This is a genomic window from Pseudomonas sp. IT-P12 (assembly GCF_949767465.1).
GTDB lineage: Bacteria > Pseudomonadota > Gammaproteobacteria > Pseudomonadales > Pseudomonadaceae > Aquipseudomonas.
In genome coordinates, this window is record NZ_CATKPY010000001.1 from 45,192 (window position 1) to 64,621 (window position 19,430).

The following is a 19,430-nucleotide window of genomic DNA, read 5'->3' on the forward strand; positions in this document are numbered from 1 at the left end:
CCGACTATGCTCAAACGCCTTGCCTGGCTGGCGCTGTGTGTCTGCGCCCCGCTATCCGCCGCGCCTCACATCGACAATCAACGTTTGCAGCAATTGGCCAACGATCCCTTCTGGATTTCCCTGGGCCACTACGAAACCGCCAAACTGGGCGGCTGGCGCAGCTATGTCAGCGACCGGAAATTCTTCCTGGCGCCGGACGGCAACGAACACCCCGACCGTGAGCTGGCAGCCACCGTCCAGGCGCTGTATGCACCGGCCAGTGCCGGCGAGCAACACGCCCAATGCGTCTATCCCTCCCGCACCCGCTGGCTCAAGGCGCAGCTCGATCTGACCGACCTGCCGACGCCTGAATGCGCCGAGTTCAAGCAATGGTTCAAGGATGTCTCGCCTCACAGCGCGGTGATGATTTTCCCGGCTGCCTACCTGAACAGCCCGTCGTCGATGTTCGGCCACACCCTGTTGCGCATCGACCAGGCGGATGTCCAGAGCGACAAGACCTCGCTGCTCAGCTACGCCATCAACTTCGGCGCCTACATCGAAGGCTCGGACAACAGCATCCTGTACGCCTGGAAGGGCTTGATGGGCGGCTATCCGGGCCTGTTTGCGCTGGTGCCCTACCAGGAAAAACTCTCGGAATACCGCAGCCTGGAAAACCGTGACCTGTGGGAATACCGCCTGAACCTGACGCAGCAGGAAACCGAGCGCATGGTCGAGCACGTCTGGGAGCTGAAGCAGATCCAGTTCGACTACTTCTTCTTCGACGAAAACTGCTCCTATCGCCTGCTGGAACTGTTGCAGGTCGCACGCCCGAGTCTGCGCCTGACGGAACAGTTCCCCCTGACGGCGATCCCCACCGACACCGTCAAGGCGGTCAAGGAAGCCGGCCTGGTGGAGTCGATCCAGTACCGGCCATCGCGTGAGCGCGAACTGCTGAGTCGCGCCGAGACGCTGGACCCTGAAGAACAACAGTGGGTGCTGAAGGTCAGCGCCGATCAGCGACAATTGCAGGAGCCGGCGTTCAAGGCACAACCCCGCGAGCGCCAGGCCTTGATCATCGATGCCGCTTATCGCCTCGAACGCTACCGCGCCAACGGTCAGGAACGTGATCCGCAGCGGGCCCAGCGCAGTTTCGAACTGCTGCGGGCGATCAACCAGAACCCGGCGCCGGAACTGGACATCGCCCAACCCGGCCTGCCCGAAGATGGCCACGAATCCCGCACCTGGCAGGCCGGCATCGGCACCCGGGGCGACCAGGCCTTCGGCGAATACGGCCTGCGCATGGCCTATCACGACCTCAACGACAACGCCGAGAGTTTCCCCCTGGGCGCACAGATCGAAATCCTGCAGATGAAACTGCGCCAGTACGAAGGCAATCAGTGGCAATTGCAGCAACTGGATCTGGCGACCATCCGCTCGCTGACGCCGCGCAACGAGCTGCTGCAGCCGCTGTCCTGGCAAGTCACCGGCGGGCTGGAGCGCGTTCCCGGCAAGCATGATGACGAAACCCTGGTCAGCCACGTCAACGGTGGGGGCGGCGGCACGTGGCAACTGAGTGAGGACATGCTGGGTTTTGCCCTGGGCACCGTGCGGGTCGAACACAACAACGATTTCGCCGAGTTCATCTCGCCCGCCGCCGGGTTCAACAGTGGCCTGCTGTGGAAGAACCCGCTGGGCAACTTCAGCCTGGAAGCCAAGAGTGATTTCTTCACCAATGGCGAAGTGCGCCGCAGCCTGAGCCTGAATCAGCAGTGGGAATTGTCGCGCAACCTTGGCCTGCGCCTGAGCGCCCAACGTGAATTCAGCCACCTGGCCACCCCTGAAAACGAGGTGATGCTCGAGGTGAAGTGGTATCACTACTGACGCAAATCCCATGTGGGAGCGGGCTTGCTCGCGAAGGCGGTGTGTCAGCCACCATGCCGTTGATTGGCAGACCGCCTTCGCGAGCAAGCCCGCTCCCACATTTTATGTTTCATGACACATCCATCACACCCCTTTCACGAACGCCTCACGAACCTGCTCGTAGACTCGCTTCATCAGCCGCTGAGCGGCTCGGGAGACGACGATGCGGCGCTGTATGGCGGTGGTGGGTGTAGTGCTGTTGATCGCGGGTTGCCAGACGACCCACGAAGCGTTGATTGCCAGGGGATACCCGCCGGCATTCGCCGATGGCTTCGACGATGGTTGCAGCAGCGGTCGCCAGGCCGCCGGTGCGATCACCGGCGAATTTCGCAAGAACGTTGCCCGCTACCTCAAGGACCGGCCCTACGCCGAGGGCTGGAGCGATGGCTTTCGCCAGTGCCAGGCCATGCGCGAGAGCGAGGAGCGCGACGACTATCGCAGCCACCATTGGGACGAGCGGGAAAAAGCCTGGCAGCAGCAGAAAGACCAGGACACCGCCCGGGCCTTTCACTCGCAATGAGTCGCTGACAGGAAACCAAAAGCCTGTGACCATGGCCCAAACCCTATAACAGGGAGGACACCCATGAGTCGCGCCTTCGTCAATGAAGATAACGCCGCCGCGCAAGCCGACCAGCCCGTCGAACGCCAGGTCAGCACGCAGCCCAATTACGTCACGCCCGAAGGCCTTGCCCAGTTGCAGGCGAAGGTTGCCGAGCTGCAGCAACGCCACGGCGAGCAGTCGGCCAGGGGCGAGCAGGCCGACAAGCAACGTCTGGCCGACCTGGAGCGGGATCTGCGCTACTTCAATCAACGCCTGCAAAGTGCGCAGGTCGTGCCGGCACCCAGCTCAACGCAAAAAGTGCAGATCGGCAGCCGTGTGACGTTCGCCGACGAACACGACACCGAGCGCACCGTGCAACTGGTGGGCGAGGACCAGGCCGACGCGCCGGCCGGCCTGATCAATTGGGGCTCCCCGCTGGGCCGGGCATTGCTCGGCGCACAACTCGGAGACGAGGTGCTGTGGCAACGCCCGGCCGGGGATCAGACGATCGAGATCATCCGCATCGAAACGGCTTAAACCACACCCTGGGCGAGCATGGCGTCGGCAACTTTGACAAAACCGGCGATGTTCGCGCCCTTGACGTAGTTGACCCGGCCGTTCTCTTCGCCGTAGTGCACGCAGGCGTGGTGGATCGACTGCATGATCCCGTGCAGCTTGCTGTCCACTTCGCCACCGGTCCACAACAGGCGCATGGCGTTCTGCGACATCTCCAGACCGCTGACCGCCACACCGCCGGCATTCGACGCCTTGCCTGGCGCAAACAGGATGCCGGCGTCGATGAACAGATCCACCGCTTCCAGGGTGGTCGGCATGTTCGCACCCTCCGCCACGCAGACGCAGCCGTTACGCAACAGCGTGCGCGCAGCCTCGGCGTCGAGTTCGTTCTGAGTCGCGCACGGCAGCGCGATATCGCACGCCAGGTCCCAGGGGCACTGGCCGGCCCGGAACTCCAGGCCAAATGCCGTGGCCAGCTCGCTGATGCGGCCGCGCTTGACGTTTTTCAGCTCCAGCAACGCCAGCCATTGCGCTTCGGTCAAACCGGCCTCGCAATACAGCGTGCCTTCGGAGTCGGAGAGGGAAATCACCTTGCCGCCAAGGTCCATGACCTTGCGCGCGGCATATTGCGCTACGTTGCCCGAGCCCGAGATGGCCACGCGCTTGCCTTCGACGGTTTCACCGCGGCGCTTGAGCATTTCCTCGGCAAAGTACACACAGCCGAAACCGGTGGCTTCCGGGCGGATCAGGCTGCCGCCGTAGCTCGGGCCCTTGCCGGTCAGCACGCTGGTGAACTGATTGCTCAGGCGCTTGTACTGGCCGAACAGGAAACCGATCTCACGCGCACCGACGCCGATGTCGCCGGCCGGCACGTCAACGTCCGCACCGATGTGGCGGTACAGCTCGCTCATGAAGGCCTGGCAGAAACGCATGACCTCCGCGTCGCTCTTGCCCTTGGGGTCGAAGTCCGAACCGCCCTTGCCGCCGCCCATCGGCAGCGAGGTCAGCGAGTTTTTGAAGGTCTGCTCGAAGGCGAGGAATTTCAGCACACCGAGGTTGACCGACGGATGGAAGCGCAAGCCGCCCTTGTACGGACCGATGGCGCTGTTCATCTGCACGCGGAAACCGCGATTGACCTGCACCTTGCCTTGATCGTCGACCCATGACACGCGAAACACGACCGCCCGCTCCGGCTCGCACATCCGCTCCAGGATGCCGGAGGTCAGGTAATGCGGATTGGCCTCGAGAAACGGCCACAGGCTGCGCAGGACTTCTTCCACGGCCTGGTGGAATTCCGGCTGGTCCGGGTCGCGTTTTTTCAGTCGGGCAAGGAAGGAGTCGACGGATTCAATCATGGAAAAGTCTCGGCAAATTTGTTGTCGTTGGAAGATTTTGAGCCGGACTGTAACAAACGATTCACGCACTGGAACAGCGCAAAATGTCGCAGTTATGAAATTAAATGGTGCATTGGATATAAATTCATCCGGAAATACGACGTTTTTTTGCACCAGAAAGGGGATGTCGGAGCCAGGCATTGCACCACCCATGGAAAGGCTATCGCGAGCAGGCTCGCTCCCACAAAATCGGTCCTGTGCCACTGCTCGCGATGAATACCCCACGCGGCCACAGGAAAAACGCAAAAAAAAACGGAGCCCGAAGGCTCCGCTCTTTCATCCAGCCAACCCGAAATCAGGCCAGTTTCTTGTGTCGTACGCGGTGCGGCTGGGCGGCCGCCTCCCCGAGGCGTTTCTTGCGGTCGGCTTCGTACTCGGTGTAGTTGCCTTCGAAGAACACCGCTTGCGAGTCGTCTTCGTACGCCAGGATGTGCGTGGCCACACGGTCCAGGAACCACCGATCGTGGGAGATCACAATGGCGGCGCCCGGGAAGTCCAGCAGGGCTTCCTCCAGGGAGCGCAGGGTTTCAACGTCGAGGTCGTTGGACGGTTCGTCGAGCAGCAGGACGTTGCCGCCCTCTTTCAGGGTCAGGGCCAGGTGCAGGCGACCGCGCTCACCACCGGACAGGTCTTTGACGAACTTCTGCTGATCGCCGCCCTTGAAGTTGAAGCGACCGACATAGGTACGCGACGGAATCTCGTAGTTGCCGATGCGGATCTGGTCCGAACCGTCGGAGATCTGCTGGAACACGGTCTTGCTGCCGTCCAGGTCTTCGCGGCTCTGGTCGACGCAGGCCAGTTGCACGGTTTCGCCGATTTCGATGCTGCCCGAATCCGGTGTTTCCTTGCCCATCAGCATGCGGAACAGGGTCGATTTACCGGCACCGTTACCGCCGATCACGCCCACGATGGCGCCTTTGGGCATGGAGAACGACAGGTTGTCGATCAACACGCGATCACCGTAGCCCTTGGTGACGTTCTTGAACTCGATGACCTTGTCGCCCAGGCGCGGACCGGCCGGGATGTAGATCTCGTTGGTTTCGCTGCGCTTCTGGAATTCCTGCGATTGCATTTCCTCGAAGCGTTGCAGGCGCGCCTTGGATTTGGACTGGCGGGCCTTGGCGCCTTTGCGCACCCACTCCAGTTCTTCCTTCATGGCTTTTTCATGGGCCGATTGCTGCTTGGACTCCTGGGCCAGACGATCGGACTTGGCTTCCAGCCAACCCGAATAGTTGCCCTCGTAAGGAATGCCCGCACCGCGGTCGAGTTCCAGAATCCAGCCGGCGACGTTGTCCAGGAAGTAACGGTCGTGCGTGATCGCAACCACGGTGCCCGGGAAGTCGTGGAGGAAATGCTCCAGCCAGGCGACGGAGTCGGCGTCCAGGTGGTTGGTCGGTTCGTCGAGCAGCAGCATGTCCGGTGCGGACAGCAGCAGGCGGCACAGGGCCACACGACGTTTTTCACCACCGGACAGGTGTTCGACCTTGGCGTCCCAGGCCGGCAGACGCAGCGCATCGGCGGCAACTTCCAGCTGACGTTCCAGGTTATGACCGTCGCCCGCCTGCAGGATGGCTTCGAGCTTGGCCTGTTCAGCCGCCAGTTTGTCGAAGTCGGCATCCGGTTCGGCGTAAGCCGCGTAGACCTCGTCCAGGCGCGCTTGGGCGTCCTTGATCACGCTGACCGCTTCCTCGACCACTTCACGGACGGTCTTGGTCGGGTCCAGGATCGGTTCCTGTGGCAGGTAACCGATGTTCAGCTCCGGCATCGGACGGGCTTCGCCTTCGAATTCGGTGTCGACGCCGGCCATGATTTTCAACAGCGTGGATTTACCCGAACCGTTGAGGCCGAGCACGCCGATCTTGGCGCCAGGGAAAAAGGACAGCGAAATGTTTTTCAGGATTTCCCGCTTCGGCGGAACAACTTTGCCCAGCCGATGCATGGTGAATACGTATTGAGCCATGGAGAACCTTGGGTCAGTGACTGATGAATGGGTGGAGCGCAGGCGAAGCCTGGCCAGGCCGGTGCGCGTCGACGCTTGATGGCTATCATTGCTGCGCGCTGAAAAAACCTGATTCTAGGAGCTGGAACGCTCCCGCGTAACCGGCAAAGCTACCTGAATGACGAGAGGCAGTCCAGCCGAACGGGGCTGGCACTTTGCCACAAGTCAAGGCATGCTAGGCGCCCTTCGGGCGTCCGGCTTATAGTGCACGTCGCGCCAGTCCAGCCAAACCGCAGGATCACAGCTTGTCCAACGTCACGCCGCCCCCGATCACCCGTGCACCGACCGGTGCGCCCGGCTCCCCCCTGCGCGGAACCCTGAAAGGCGTGCTGGCGACACTGGTGCTGTTGCTGCTCGCCCTGCTCTTCTGGCAGTTGCTGGATCAACTGCGGGAAACCCAGAAAAACCAGCGCCAGTACACCATCGACTACACCGCCGACCTGGCCGCGCAAGTCAGCCTGAACATGTCGCTCAACGCGCAGATTGCCCTCAACCTGCTTCCGATCGTCGAGCAACCGCAAAGTGCAGACGAACAACAGGAGCTGTTGCGCAAGCTGCGGAAAAGCATGCCCGACCTGCTCAGCATTGCGTTACTGAGCCCTTCCGGCAAAATCCTCAGCGACAGTGCCACCGACAGCGACGACGCCGACTACCTTGCCGAGCTGGTTCGACGCAGCCGCGCCCAGGTGCACTATTTCAGCAACGCCGATAATGGCTCGATGGTGCACCTGCTGCTGCATCAGGCCAGCGGCAGTACACGCGGTTACTGGGCGTTGCGCCTGAAGCCGAACTTTTTCTCGGCACTGACCCAACTGAACGAAACCGGCATCCGCCCGATGTGGCTGGTGGAAAACCGCGTCAATCACCAGGTCCTCAGCCGTGACCCGTCGGGTCCCCTGGCCAAACCCGGCGAACTGACCGAAGCCGATGTCGCCAACAGTGTGCTGACGGTGCCGCTGAGCTATAGCGACTGGCAATTGCGCGGGTTGTTCGACCGTCAACGGGTCATCGAGGAACTGCTGCCCGCCTTCATCGGCAAATGCCTGCTGGGGCTGGCGTTCTCCCTGTTGCCGCTGATTGCCCTGTTGAACCTGCGCCGCCGCCAACGCCAGGTGACGGAAGGTCGTCGCCGCTACCAGGATATTTTCGAAGGCACCGGCGTCGCGCTGTGCGTCCTCGACGTGTCGGGCTTGAGGAGCGCGTTCGACAAGGCGAACCTGCAAGGCAGCGAACAACTGCAAACCTGGCTGGCCGTCACGGACCAACGGCGGCAAATGTTGCAGGAACTGCGGATCACCGAGGTCAACCAGGTGGCGCTGCAACTGCTCAACGTCGGCACCTGCGAACAAGCCTGGAAATTGTTGATCGACGGCAACCCGCTGGACGGCATCGCCATCGGCAATCAGGTGCTCGATGCGGTGCTCAACCAGCAGAAACAGCTCGAACTGGAAATCAAACTGCCGGACGCCAACGGCCGCGACCAACACTTGTGGCTGGTGCTGCGCCTGCCGGAAGACCCGGGCGACTATAAAGCGGTGATCCTGAGCATCAACGACATCACCAGCCGCAAGCTCATCGAACTGTCGCTGCTCGAGCGTGAAGGGTTCTGGTCCGACGTGGTGCGCACCGTGCCGGATCACCTGTACGTGCAGGACGTGATCAGCCAGCGAATGATCTTCAGCAACCACCACCTGGGCCAGACACTCGGCTACAACCGCACCGAACTGCACCAGATGGGCGAGTATTTCTGGGAAATCCTCCTGCACCCCGAAGATGCCGACTACTACCATCGTTCGCGCCAGGCCCAGCGACATTCGGGCTACGCCCAGTTGCTGCAATGCCAGCTGCGCTTCCGTCACCGGGACGGCAAATGGCGGCGTTTCGACATTCGCGAGCAGGCCCTGGCGCGGGACAAATACGATCAGGTCACTCGGATCATCGGCGTGGCCAAGGACATTACCGAGCAGATCGAGGCCAGCGAATCCCTGCGCGACAGCGAGCAGCGCTACCGGATGCTGGCCGAAAGCATCAGCGACGTGATCTTCTCCACCGACAGCAAACTCTCGCTCAACTATGTCAGCCCATCGGTGCAAGGCGTGCTGGGTTATGACGTCGACTGGATTTTCCGCAATGGCTGGCAGACCACCATTGCCAACCCCCAGCAATTGTCCGGCATCTTCAGCCTGATGGACCGTGTCAGCAAAGCGCTGGATAAACCCGATCAACTGGCGCTGCTGCGCAACCAGGTGCAGACCCAGCTGTTCGTGTTCGACTGCCTGCGCGGCGATGGGCGCAAGATTCCTATCGAGTTGCGCCTGGTGCTGGTGTGGGACGAACACGGCGCTTTCGAAGGCGTGCTCGGCGTCGGTCGCGACATCAGCCAGCAACGACGTGCCGAGAAAGACCTGCGCATGGCGGCCACGGTATTCGAGCACTCGACCTCGGCGATCCTGATCACCGACCCGGCGGGCTACATCGTCCAGGCCAACGAGGCCTTCAGCCGCGTCAGCGGTTACGCGGTCGAGCAGGTACTCGATCAGCTGCCGAACATCCTGACGGTCGACGAGCAACAGGAAGCCCACCTGCGTTATGTGCTCAAGCAACTGAACCAGAACAGCACCTGGGAAGGCGAAGTCTGGCTCAAGCGCCGCAATGGCGAACATTACCCGGCGTGGGTCGGTATCACGGCAGTGCTCGACGACGAAGGCGACCTGGCCAGTTACGTCTGCTTCTTCACCGACATCAGCGAGCGCAAGGCCAGCGAGCAGCGTATTCACCGCCTCGCCTATTATGACGCCCTGACCCACCTGCCCAACCGCACCCTGTTCCAGGACCGCCTGCACACCGCGTTGCAATCGGCGGAACGGCAAAAGTCCTGGGTGGTGCTGATGTTCCTCGACCTTGACCGCTTCAAGCCGATCAACGACTCACTGGGCCACGCCGCCGGCGATCGCATGCTCAAGGAAATGGCCACGCGCCTGCTCGGTTGCGTCGACGATGACGACACCGTGGCCCGCATGGGCGGCGACGAGTTCACCTTGCTCCTGCAACCGCGGGTCAACCGGGAAGTCGCCCTGAACCGGGCGATTCACGTGGCCGAGCAGATTCTCGCCAGCCTGGTCAAACCCTTCGTACTGGAAGGTCGCGAGTTCTTCGTCACCGCGAGTATCGGCATTGCCTTGAGCCCGCAGGATGGCAATGAACTCAGCCAGTTGATGAAAAACGCCGACACCGCGATGTACCACGCCAAGGAGCGCGGCAAGAACAACTTCCAGTTCTACCAGACCGACATGAACGCCAGTGCCCTGGAACGCCTGGAGCTGGAAAGCGACCTGCGCCATGCCCTGGATCAGAACGAATTCATCCTGTATTACCAGCCGCAATTCAGTGGCGACGGCAAACGCCTGACCGGCGCCGAAGCCTTGCTGCGCTGGCGCCATCCACGCCGCGGCCTGGTGCCGCCAGGGGATTTCATCCCGGTGCTCGAGGAGCTCGGGCTGGTGGTCGATGTCGGGGACTGGGTGATCAGGGAAGCGTGCAGCCAGCTCAAGACCTGGCACCAGTCCAAGGTCCGCGTCCCGAAAGTGTCGGTGAACATCTCTGCGCGGCAGTTTTCCGATGGTCAACTGGGTACGCGCATCGCCAACATCCTCAAGGAAACCGGCCTCCCGCCGGCGTGCCTTGAGCTGGAACTGACCGAAAGTATCCTGATGCGCGAAGTCAGCGAGGCGATGCAGATTCTCGACGGGTTGAAGAACCTCGGGTTGAGCATCGCCGTCGATGACTTCGGTACCGGTTACTCGTCGCTCAACTACCTCAAGCAATTCCCGATCGATGTGCTGAAAATCGACCGCACCTTCGTCGACGGCCTGCCTTCGGGCGAACAGGACGCGCAGATCGCCCGGGCGATCATCGCCATGGCCCACAGCCTCAACCTGGCGGTGATCGCCGAGGGCGTGGAAACCCATGAGCAGCTCGACTTCCTGCGCGAGCATGGTTGCGATGAGGTTCAGGGCTACCTGTTCGGACGGCCGATGGCGGCAGGCCGGTTCGAAGCCCAGTTCAGCAATGATGCGTTGTTCGTGTTCGATTGAGGTCCGGGGTGAACGGGCGGGTCGCATCGCGAGCAGGAAGGCTTGCGCAGTTTTTCAGGTAGGCCCTTGACCCTTTGGGGAGCGGGCCTGCTCGCGCTGAGGCCGGCCTGTTCACCGCCGATCCCGTCATGAAGCCCGCTTGTCTACGACATGATGTCCTTTCATATGCCATCTAAAACCCATTGGGTTAGAATGCCTCCCTTTTCTGCCCCCGATCCTTGAGGACCGCCATGTTCAGCCGTGATTTGACTATTGCCAAGTACGACGCCGATCTCTTTGCCGCCATGGAGCAAGAAGCTCAGCGCCAGGAAGAGCACATTGAGCTGATCGCTTCGGAAAACTACACCAGCCCTGCGGTGATGGAAGCTCAAGGCTCGGTTCTGACCAACAAATACGCCGAAGGCTACCCGGGCAAGCGCTACTACGGTGGTTGCGAGTACGTCGACGTGGTCGAGCAACTGGCCATCGACCGCGCCAAGGAGCTGTTCGGCGCCGATTACGCCAACGTTCAACCGCACGCCGGTTCGCAAGCCAACAGCGCCGTGTATCTAGCCCTGCTGCAAGCAGGCGACACCATCCTGGGCATGAGCCTGGCCCACGGCGGTCACCTGACCCACGGTGCCAGCGTTTCCTCCTCCGGCAAGCTGTACAACGCCGTGCAGTACGGCATCGACGCCAATGGCCTGATCGACTACGACGAAGTCGAGCGCCTGGCGGTCGAGCACAAGCCGAAGATGATCGTGGCCGGTTTCTCCGCCTATTCGCAGATCCTCGACTTCCCGCGCTTCCGTGAAATCGCTGACAAGGTCGGCGCCTACCTGTTCGTCGACATGGCCCACGTGGCCGGTCTGGTGGCCGCAGGCGTGTACCCGAACCCGGTGCCATTCGCCGACGTCGTAACCACCACCACCCACAAGACCCTGCGCGGTCCACGTGGCGGCCTGATCCTGGCTCGCGCCAACGCCGACATCGAGAAAAAACTCAACTCCGCGGTCTTCCCGGGTGCCCAGGGCGGCCCGCTGGAGCACGTGATCGCCGCCAAGGCGATCTGCTTCAAGGAAGCGCTGCAGCCTGAGTTCAAGGCCTACCAGCAACAAGTGGTGAAAAACGCCCAGGCCATGGCCAGCGTGTTCATCGAACGCGGTTTCGACGTGGTTTCCGGCGGTACTCAGAACCACCTGTTCCTGCTGTCGCTGATCAAGCAGGAAATCTCCGGTAAAGATGCTGACGCCGCACTGGGCAAGGCGTTCATCACCGTGAACAAGAACTCCGTGCCAAACGACCCACGCTCCCCGTTCGTCACCTCCGGCCTGCGCTTCGGCACTCCGGCCGTGACCACTCGCGGTTTCAAGGAAGCCGAGTGCAAGGAACTGGCCGGCTGGATCTGCGACATCCTGGCTGACCTGAACAACGAAGCGGTGATCGACGCCGTTCGCGAGAAGGTCAAGGCCATCTGCAAGAAGCTGCCGGTGTACGGCGCCTGATAGCGGATGACTGAAAGCCCGGCCAATTGGCCGGGCTTTTTTTTGTCTTGAATATGGCTGACCGATAGCGCCCCGTCATCAAGGGTAGAAACATCAGATCATTAAAAGCCAATCTCTTTAATAGTTCATAACTGCTAGCTTAATAACGACCGCAACAACGCAATTAAACCAGTTAATGGACATAACACAATGGGACAGAACAAAGAACGCTCTTTCGTTGCAACACTATCAACCTCGCACGGTAACCTGCATCTACCCAGGTTGACTTATGGCAAAACCACTTACATACAAAAGCTGGATTACGACACCTGGTCCTTCGAGGCCAATATGGATGTCTCGAACCATTTATGCGTCAAAAGCGATGTGTCACCGCATCAATTGAAATTTTATTTCTATTGCATCGACGACTATTACTCCATCTACCTGTTCACCAACGGGCTGTACCATCGTCAGGCATTGAGTAATGAGACGAAGGACTTCATCGGAGCCTATTCGCCCAACAGCGGACAAACCACTTTCAATCTCCTGGACCAGCAGGGCCGCATCATCACGCTTGACCAATTGGGCGAAGAGACGGCATCCATCCGGATCCGCACCAGAGGCGGCAAAACACTCAGTGTGCGAGGCAACACCAAAGTCGGCGGGCTCGTCTGCACGGAGTCGCACAAAGCCAAGCCCCTGGAGTTCAAACTCGACATTGAGAGTCGGGGCGCAGCCTGATCATTTCAACGACTCGCAGGAATAGTTAAAGAGCATTCCTGGAAGTGACTTGATATTTAACTCAAGCGTGCCGCAAATATCCGCTCCCGCTAACTTTCGCGCGCTCGAAACTCGAAATACAAAAAGCGGACACTCACAGAAGACAGTTGAAAGATCAGCGTTGCGCTAGTTGGGAAATATATCGGCCACGCCAGCCTCACGACGAAACATCAAGTGAGTGTCACTGCTTACGTCCAGCGGGCGCGAAAGTTCATCGCGCCCGCTGTCTACCCCACGGGCAGCGAGTTGCTTTCAACCGGCCGCCACGTTATCGAATCCCGCCCGAATTTTCTCTTCAGGCAAATCATCGGCGATGAACACGATCACACTTTCACGCGTCTCATCGGGCGCCCATTCGGTATCCCAATCGAAGCCATACAACTTCAGCACGCCCTGGAACACCATGCGTCGCGGCTCGCCCTGGATGTTTAGTACCCCTTTGTAGCGCAGCAATTGCTTGCCGTGGTCTTCGAGCAGTTCGTTCATGAACTCGCTCAGCTTGTCGATATCCAGCGGCTTGTCGGTGCGCAGCACCAGGCTGGAGATGCGATCGACCGAAGGTGCCGAACTGACCGGACGCAAACTGACGCCGCCCCCGAGGTCGGCATTGAGATTGAACCCACGCACATCGAGCAATTCCGCCAGATCGATCTTGCCATGATCCACCAGTCGAATCGGTGCGCGGCGGTTGATGCGGGTCAGGCGCTCGCTCAGGGCGTTGAACGTCGGTTCGTCCACCAGATCGCGCTTGCTCACCAGCAGTCGGTCGGCGAAGCCGATCTGCGCCTGGGCGATGGTCTGGGCCAGGTGCACATCGGCGTGAGCGGCGTCGACCAGGGTGATGATGCCATCGAGGATGTAACGCTCACGCAATTCCTCGTCGATGAAGAAGGTTTGCGCCACCGGCGCCGGATCCGCCAGGCCGGTGCACTCGATCACCAGGCGGTCAAAGGCGAGCTCGCCACTGTCCAGACGCTCGAGCAGCAGGTACAGCGCTTTGGTCAAATCCGTGTGGATGGTGCAGCAGACGCAGCCGTTGGACAGCGTCATCACTTGCACCGGCTCGTCGCCCAACAGCTGGGTGTCGATGCCGGCGTCACTGAATTCGTTTTCGATCACGGCAATTTTCAAGCCGTGCTCGGCCTTGAGCAGGTGGCGCAGCAGCGTGGTTTTGCCGGCGCCGAGGAAACCGCTCAGGATCGTGACGGGAATGGGAGAGGACAAAGGCGAGTCTCCTGTCTTCAGGGTTCAATACCAAACAAATGTGGGAGCGAGCCTGCTCGCGATAACGAGGTGTCAGTCGAGGGTGATGCTGACTGACATACCGCCATCGCGAGCAGGCTCGCTCCCACAGTTTTTTGCCTTACATCATGACCCGCTCAGCGGATCAACAGCACTTCGGCCCACCCTTGCCACCGTAACGCGCTTCCTGGCGTTCCCGAAAGAACATCTCGTAGCTCATCACCGGTTTGTCCGGGTGCTTGCTCTGCATATGCTCGACATAGGTGTCGTAGTCGGGCATGCCGACCATCAGGCGTGCAGCCTGCCCAAGGTACTTACCCAGGCGACTCAGGTCATTGAACATGCTGCACTCCTCGATTTACGCATCCGGCAGGGCCTGGAAGGGTGCTTCTTTATCCGTACGCTCTTTGGTGCCCCAGGCGGCAATACCGACCTTGAGCGCATAGAACAGGATACTGAAGACCACGAACAGGAACAGCGCGGTCAGCGTGGCGTTGGTGTAGGCGTTGAAGATCACGTGCTGCATCTGCTCGACGCTCTTGGCCGGTGCCAGCACCTGACCGTTGGCCAGCGCATCGCTGTACTTCTTCGCCAGCGACAGGAAGCCGATCGCCGGGTTGGCGTCGAACAGCTTGATGAAACCGGCGGTGGAGGTACAGATCAGCAGCCAGACCGCAGGCAGCATGGTCACCCAGACATAGCGCTGGCGCTTCATCTTGATCAGCACGACAGTGCCGAGCATCAGCGCGATACCGGCCAGCATCTGGTTGGAGATGCCGAACAGTGGCCACAGGGTGTTGATGCCGCCCAATGGATCGATCACGCCCTGGTACAGCAACCAGCCCCACATGGCCACACAACCGGCGGTGGCGATCAGGTTGGCGGTCCAGGATTCGGTGCGTTTCAGCGCCGGGACGAAGGAACCGAGCAGGTCCTGAAGCATGAAACGCCCGGCACGGGTGCCGGCATCCACGGCGGTCAGGATGAACAGCGCTTCGAACAGGATCGCGAAGTGGTACCAGAACGCCATGGTGTTTTCACCCGGCAGGACACTGTGCAGGATCTGCGCGATACCGACCGCCAGGGTCGGCGCGCCGCCGGCACGGGCCAGGATGGTGGTTTCACCGATGTCCTTGGCCACGGCCTGCAGCGCTTCGGGGGTAATGGCGAAGCCCCAGCTGCTGACAGTCTGTGCCACGGCCACCACGTCACCACCGACCACCGCCGCCGGACTGTTCATGGCGAAGTACACGCCTGGCTCGATCACCGACGCGGCAACCATGGCCATGATGGCGACGAACGACTCCATCAGCATGCCGCCGTAACCGATGTAACGGGCGTTGGTTTCGTTATCCAGCAGTTTGGGCGTGGTGCCCGACGAGATCAGCGCATGGAAACCGGAAACCGCACCACAGGCGATGGTGATGAACAGGAACGGGAACAGACCGCCCTTCCACACCGGACCGGTGCCGTCGATGAACTGGGTCAGTGCCGGCATTTTCAGCTCGGGCATGGTCACCAGAATACCGATCGCCAGGGCGATGATGGTGCCGATTTTCAGGAACGTGGAGAGGTAGTCACGTGGAGCCAGGATCAGCCACACCGGCAATACCGCGGCCACGAAACCGTAACCGATCAACATCCAGGTGATCTGTACCCCGGTGAAGGTGAAGGCCTTGGCCCATACCGGATCGGCAGCGATCTGCCCACCGAGCCAGATCGAGCCGAGCAGCAACAGCACACCGATCACCGAGATTTCGCCAATGCGACCCGGGCGGATATAGCGCATGTAGATGCCCATGAACATCGCGATCGGGATGGTCGCCATCACCGTGAAAATGCCCCATGGGCTCTCGGCCAGGGCTTTGACCACGATCAGCGCCAGCACCGCGAGGATGATGATCATGATCAGGAAGCAGCCAAACAGCGCGATGGTGCCGGGGATGCGGCCCATTTCTTCACGCACCATGTCGCCCAGGGAGCGACCGTTGCGGCGGGTGGAGAGGAACAGGACCATGAAGTCCTGCACCGCACCGGCCAGCACCACGCCGGCAATCAGCCACAGCGTGCCAGGCAGGTAGCCCATCTGCGCCGCCAGGACCGGACCGACCAGCGGCCCCGCGCCAGCGATGGCCGCGAAGTGGTGACCGAACAGGATGTGCTTGTTGGTCGGTACATAGTCCAGACCGTCGTTGTTGAGCACGGCAGGGGTGGCCCGTCGTGGATCGAGTTGCATCACATTGTTGGCGATGAACAGACTGTAGTAACGGTACGCGACCAGGTAGATGGCCACGGCAGCGACCACAATCCACAAGGCGTTGATGGCCTCGCCTCGACGCAATGCCACGACGCCAAGGGCGCACGCTCCCACGATTGCCAGCAGCAGCCAGGGTATGTGGCGGAGCAGGCTATTGTTATTTTTCATTTTTTAATTCCAGCCAGGGTGGACAAGAAAGACAGCCACCCCGAGTTTAGCTCTCCTGACGCCAAAGACCATACCCCACATTGGTCTAGACGCCGATCCCGGCTGGCAGGCTGTCACAAGGGGGGTCTATAGTCAGCGAACCCATCCGAGGATAGCGCCATGAGCGAGCACCCTGCCGATCGCCGCCGCTTCAAACGAATTGCGTTCGATGCCCGAACAGAGCTGATCCAGGGGCCCTTCATCTGGCCTGTGAAACTGATCGACCTGTCACTCAAGGGTTTGCTGGTCGAGCGCCCCGAACCGTGGCTGGGCAATCGGGAACAGGATTTTTCCGTGGACATTCATTTGAGCGACGACGTCGACATCAGGATGGATGTGCAATTGACCCATGAAGACCACGGCCAGCTCGGTTTCGTGTGCCGGCACATCAGCCTGGAGTCGATCGAACGGCTGCGGCGCCTGATCGAGTTCAACCTGGGTGATCCTGAGGAACTCGAACGCGAGCTCGGCGCACTGATCGAGGCCTGAAAAATCCTGTGGCAGCGAGCCTGCTCGCGAAAAGGCCGGTACGCCTGTAAAGAGCCTCGGCGACTGGAATGTCACCTTCGCGAGCAGGCTCGCTCCCAGCGTTTCATCCCTTCACGGCCTGGCTCGGCCTTCAGCTATTCGAACAAGGCGTCAAGGGCCTGCTCCAGACGGGTGACCGCAATGATCTGCAACCCTGGCGGCGCTTCCTTGGGCGCGTTGCCCTTGGGCACAATGGCACGCTTGAAACCGTGCTTGGCGGCTTCCTTCAAACGCTCCTGACCACTCGGCACCGGGCGAACCTCGCCAGACAGGCCGACCTCGCCGAACACCAGCAGGTCATGGGGCAATGGCCGGTTGCGCAAACTGGACATGACCGCCGCCATCAGCGCCAGGTCGGAAGCGGTTTCCAGCACCTTCACCCCACCGACCACGTTGAGAAACACGTCCTGGTCGTGGGTGGGAATGCCGCCATGGCGGTGCAGGACCGCCAGCAGCATGGCCAGTCGATTCTGATCCAGCCCCAGCGTAACCCGGCGCGGGTTGGCCAGATGGCTGTCATCCACCAGCGCCTGGACTTCCACCAGCATCGGCCGGGTGCCTTCCCACGTCGCCATGACCACACTGCCCGGCACTTCTTCCTGAGCGCGAGTCAGAAAAATCGCCGACGGGTTGGAAACTTCCTTCAAGCCCTTGTCCGTCATGCCGAACACACCCAGCTCGTTGACCGCACCGAAACGATTCTTCACCGCCCGCAGCAGGCGCAGGCGTCCATCGGACTCACCCTCGAAATACAGCACGGTGTCGACCATGTGCTCCAGCACCCGCGGTCCGGCCAGGGCCCCCTCCTTGGTCACGTGGCCGACCAGGAAAATCGCCGTGCCACTCTGTTTGGCATAACGCACCAGCAGCGCCGCACTCTCGCGAACCTGGGAAACACCGCCCGGCGCCGATTGCAGTTGCTCAGTGAAGATCGTCTGGATCGAGTCGATCACCATGACCCTGGGTTTTTCCACCCGGGCGGTAGCGATGATGGTTTCGATGCAGGTTTCGGTCATGACCCGCAGTTGGTCCTGGGGCAAACCCAGGCGCCGTGCACGCATGGCCACTTGTTGCTGGGACTCTTCGCCCGTGACGTACAGGGCCGACATGCTCTTGGCGAGGTTGCACAGGGTTTGCAACAGAATGGTTGACTTGCCAATGCCCGGATCACCGCCGATGAGCACCACGGAGCCATCCACCAGGCCGCCGCCCAACACCCGGTCAAGCTCACCGGATGCCGTGGAAAAGCGCGGGATTTCCTCGACACTGACTTCTGCCAGGGTCTTGATCTGGGCCTGCTGGCCGGCCCAGCCGGTGCGGCCACTGGGCGCTGCGGCCCCGCCACTTTCGACCATGGTTTCGGTCAGGGTATTCCAGGCTCCGCACTCTGCGCACTGGCCGGCCCACTTGGGGAACGTTGCGCCACACTCGGTGCAGCCATACATGCGTTTGGCCTTGGCCATCTGAACTCCCGGCAAAAAACGCGATGATAGCTCAGCTGGACTGAATAGGCGCGTCGACGACAGACAGGCGATGTTTAATAGCAACACATGAATAACAATGACCGAACCGCCAACTTATTTGACTTGCATCTCGAAAAATAATCACTGTTCAAGGAGGCATTCATTCAACACCGACAAAAAGCTGTACAAACATTTTTGATACTACGAAGCCATGTACAAAAAACTGCAAAATTTTAATGTTTGAAAAAAGCGCAACTCATTACTGGCAATTTAGTGGCGACCCTATCTAATACCAACCACTAGCAATCCCACACTTCAATATGTAAAAATTTGTATCAAGATAACCACCTTTACAACAATCCAACTCTTCATTCCGTTTTTTAGCGATTGCAACCTCCCCGCTACATGTAAACCTGCAGCCCCTAACCCATTGCGCAGTCCATCAATGCTCGCGCCAGGCGGATGATTCGTAAACTTTTTCCCGCAAGGCCGGTCGACTGCAGGCAATCTCTGTAAGCAGTTGTTTCGAGCGAGAAGACTGTCGCTGGCTTACACTGCGTAACCAACCTCATCTGTAACAAGGAAACAACCTATGGGCGTGATCAGTGAGTTCAAGGCCTTCGCGGTCAAAGGCAACGTGGTTGACATGGCGGTCGGTATCATCATCGGCGCCGCTTTCGGCAAGATCGTGTCGTCGTTCGTCGGCGACGTGATCATGCCGCCGCTCGGGCTGCTGATTGGCGGCGTGGATTTCAGCGACCTCGCCGTGACGCTCAAGGCCGCCGAAGGGGCCGCCCCCGCCGTGGTGCTGGCTTACGGCAAATTCATCCAGAGCGTGATCGACTTCATCATCGTCGCGTTTGCGATTTTCATGGGGGTCAAGGCCATCAACCGCTTGAAGCGCGAAGAGGCGGTCGCGCCAACCCTGCCGCCTGTTCCGACCAAGGAAGAGGAGCTGCTGGGGGAAATTCGCGATCTGCTCAAAGCGCAGAATCAACGGCCCGAGTAACGGCCGCTGACCCAAACGGCGCCTTCGGGGCGCCGTTT

At 60.5% G+C, this 19,430-nt stretch carries 14 protein-coding genes; 8 read left to right on the forward strand and 6 right to left on the reverse strand.

The annotated features are described in order from the left end of the window. The first annotated feature begins 6 nt into the window (after positions 1–6). From ACM6IM_RS00240 to ACM6IM_RS00250, 3 genes are all read left to right on the forward strand, one after another. A complete protein-coding gene (locus ACM6IM_RS00240) occupies positions 7–1,860 on the forward strand; it encodes a DUF4105 domain-containing protein (RefSeq protein WP_414863855.1) in 1,854 nt (617 codons plus the stop codon). A 202-nt stretch (positions 1,861–2,062) separates the two neighbouring features. Further along, on the forward strand, positions 2,063–2,419 hold the full coding sequence (locus ACM6IM_RS00245) for a hypothetical protein (RefSeq protein WP_192309058.1): 357 nt from the start codon (positions 2,063–2,065) through the stop codon (positions 2,417–2,419). Positions 2,420–2,482: 63 nt separating this feature from the next. After that, a complete protein-coding gene (locus ACM6IM_RS00250; protein WP_414863856.1) occupies positions 2,483–2,977 on the forward strand; it encodes a GreA/GreB family elongation factor in 495 nt (164 codons plus the stop codon). On the opposite strand, the gene gdhA is transcribed toward ACM6IM_RS00250, so the two are convergent. Together gdhA and ettA are read right to left on the reverse strand one after the other, a co-directional pair. Then, complete coding sequence (gene gdhA, locus ACM6IM_RS00255; protein WP_201194910.1) at positions 2,974–4,311, reverse strand: NADP-specific glutamate dehydrogenase; 1,338 nt, start codon at positions 4,309–4,311, stop codon at positions 2,974–2,976. The genes ACM6IM_RS00250 and gdhA overlap by 4 nt on opposite strands. A gap of 334 nt (positions 4,312–4,645) precedes the next feature. Then, positions 4,646–6,310, reverse strand: a complete 1,665-nt coding sequence (gene ettA / locus ACM6IM_RS00260; protein ID WP_192309062.1) for an energy-dependent translational throttle protein EttA — start codon at positions 6,308–6,310, stop codon at positions 4,646–4,648. A gap of 284 nt (positions 6,311–6,594) precedes the next feature. On the opposite strand from ettA, the gene ACM6IM_RS00265 reads away from it, so the two are divergent. The 3 genes from ACM6IM_RS00265 to ACM6IM_RS00275 all read left to right on the forward strand — a co-directional run bounded on the left by ACM6IM_RS00265 (position 6,595) and on the right by ACM6IM_RS00275 (position 12,647). Continuing rightward, complete coding sequence (locus tag ACM6IM_RS00265) at positions 6,595–10,443, forward strand: EAL and GGDEF domain-containing protein (protein WP_414863857.1); 3,849 nt, start codon at positions 6,595–6,597, stop codon at positions 10,441–10,443. Positions 10,444–10,673: 230 nt separating this feature from the next. Next, positions 10,674–11,927, forward strand: coding sequence for a serine hydroxymethyltransferase (glyA, locus tag ACM6IM_RS00270; protein WP_201194914.1), 1,254 nt, complete (start codon positions 10,674–10,676; stop codon positions 11,925–11,927). A 189-nt stretch (positions 11,928–12,116) separates the two neighbouring features. Beyond that, the gene (locus tag ACM6IM_RS00275; protein WP_201194916.1) at positions 12,117–12,647 is read left to right on the forward strand and encodes a hypothetical protein; all 531 of its coding nucleotides are present in this window, start codon (positions 12,117–12,119) and stop codon (positions 12,645–12,647) included. 291 nt (positions 12,648–12,938) lie between these two features. On the opposite strand, the gene yjiA is transcribed toward ACM6IM_RS00275, so the two are convergent. The 3 genes from yjiA to ACM6IM_RS00290 form a co-directional block, all read right to left on the reverse strand. Then, complete coding sequence (gene yjiA / locus ACM6IM_RS00280) at positions 12,939–13,910, reverse strand: GTPase (protein ID WP_414863858.1); 972 nt, start codon at positions 13,908–13,910, stop codon at positions 12,939–12,941. Positions 13,911–14,073: 163 nt separating this feature from the next. Next, entirely contained in the window at positions 14,074–14,271 is a 198-nt protein-coding gene (locus ACM6IM_RS00285) for a YbdD/YjiX family protein (protein ID WP_126366556.1), read from the reverse strand. A gap of 15 nt (positions 14,272–14,286) precedes the next feature. Further along, positions 14,287–16,353 (reverse strand): carbon starvation CstA family protein, encoded by a 2,067-nt coding sequence (locus ACM6IM_RS00290; RefSeq protein WP_192309066.1) that lies wholly within the window; start codon positions 16,351–16,353, stop codon positions 14,287–14,289. A 159-nt stretch (positions 16,354–16,512) separates the two neighbouring features. Here ACM6IM_RS00290 and ACM6IM_RS00295 point away from each other — a divergent pair, with 159 nt between their 5' ends. Further along, entirely contained in the window at positions 16,513–16,881 is a 369-nt protein-coding gene (locus ACM6IM_RS00295; protein ID WP_201194920.1) for a PilZ domain-containing protein, read from the forward strand. Positions 16,882–17,015: 134 nt separating this feature from the next. Here ACM6IM_RS00295 and radA read toward each other — a convergent pair whose 3' ends face one another. Further along, positions 17,016–18,383 carry a DNA repair protein RadA gene (gene radA / locus ACM6IM_RS00300; RefSeq protein WP_201194922.1) on the reverse strand — a complete coding sequence of 456 codons (1,368 nt, stop codon included), beginning with the start codon at positions 18,381–18,383 and terminating at the stop codon, positions 17,016–17,018. A gap of 592 nt (positions 18,384–18,975) precedes the next feature. Between radA and mscL the strand changes: the two genes are divergently transcribed. After that, positions 18,976–19,392, forward strand: coding sequence for a large-conductance mechanosensitive channel protein MscL (mscL, locus tag ACM6IM_RS00305; RefSeq protein ID WP_192309069.1), 417 nt, complete (start codon positions 18,976–18,978; stop codon positions 19,390–19,392). Positions 19,393–19,430: the final 38 nt, after the last annotated feature.

What these genes read in the sequence shown, in the direction of transcription:
- ACM6IM_RS00240 (WP_414863855.1), top strand. Translation starts at nt 7, where the DNA reads ATGCTCAAACGCCTTGCCTGGCTGGCGCTGTGTGTCTGCGCCCCGCTA.
- ACM6IM_RS00245 (WP_192309058.1), top strand. Translation starts at nt 2,063, where the DNA reads ATGCGGCGCTGTATGGCGGTGGTGGGTGTAGTGCTGTTGATCGCGGGT.
- ACM6IM_RS00250 (WP_414863856.1), top strand. Translation starts at nt 2,483, where the DNA reads ATGAGTCGCGCCTTCGTCAATGAAGATAACGCCGCCGCGCAAGCCGAC.
- gdhA (WP_201194910.1), bottom strand. Translation starts at nt 4,311, where the DNA reads ATGATTGAATCCGTCGACTCCTTCCTTGCCCGACTGAAAAAACGCGAC.
- ettA (WP_192309062.1), bottom strand. Translation starts at nt 6,310, where the DNA reads ATGGCTCAATACGTATTCACCATGCATCGGCTGGGCAAAGTTGTTCCG.
- glyA (WP_201194914.1), top strand. Translation starts at nt 10,674, where the DNA reads ATGTTCAGCCGTGATTTGACTATTGCCAAGTACGACGCCGATCTCTTT.
- ACM6IM_RS00275 (WP_201194916.1), top strand. Translation starts at nt 12,117, where the DNA reads ATGGGACAGAACAAAGAACGCTCTTTCGTTGCAACACTATCAACCTCG.
- ACM6IM_RS00285 (WP_126366556.1), bottom strand. Translation starts at nt 14,271, where the DNA reads ATGTTCAATGACCTGAGTCGCCTGGGTAAGTACCTTGGGCAGGCTGCA.
- ACM6IM_RS00290 (WP_192309066.1), bottom strand. Translation starts at nt 16,353, where the DNA reads ATGAAAAATAACAATAGCCTGCTCCGCCACATACCCTGGCTGCTGCTG.
- ACM6IM_RS00295 (WP_201194920.1), top strand. Translation starts at nt 16,513, where the DNA reads ATGAGCGAGCACCCTGCCGATCGCCGCCGCTTCAAACGAATTGCGTTC.
- radA (WP_201194922.1), bottom strand. Translation starts at nt 18,383, where the DNA reads ATGGCCAAGGCCAAACGCATGTATGGCTGCACCGAGTGTGGCGCAACG.
- mscL (WP_192309069.1), top strand. Translation starts at nt 18,976, where the DNA reads ATGGGCGTGATCAGTGAGTTCAAGGCCTTCGCGGTCAAAGGCAACGTG.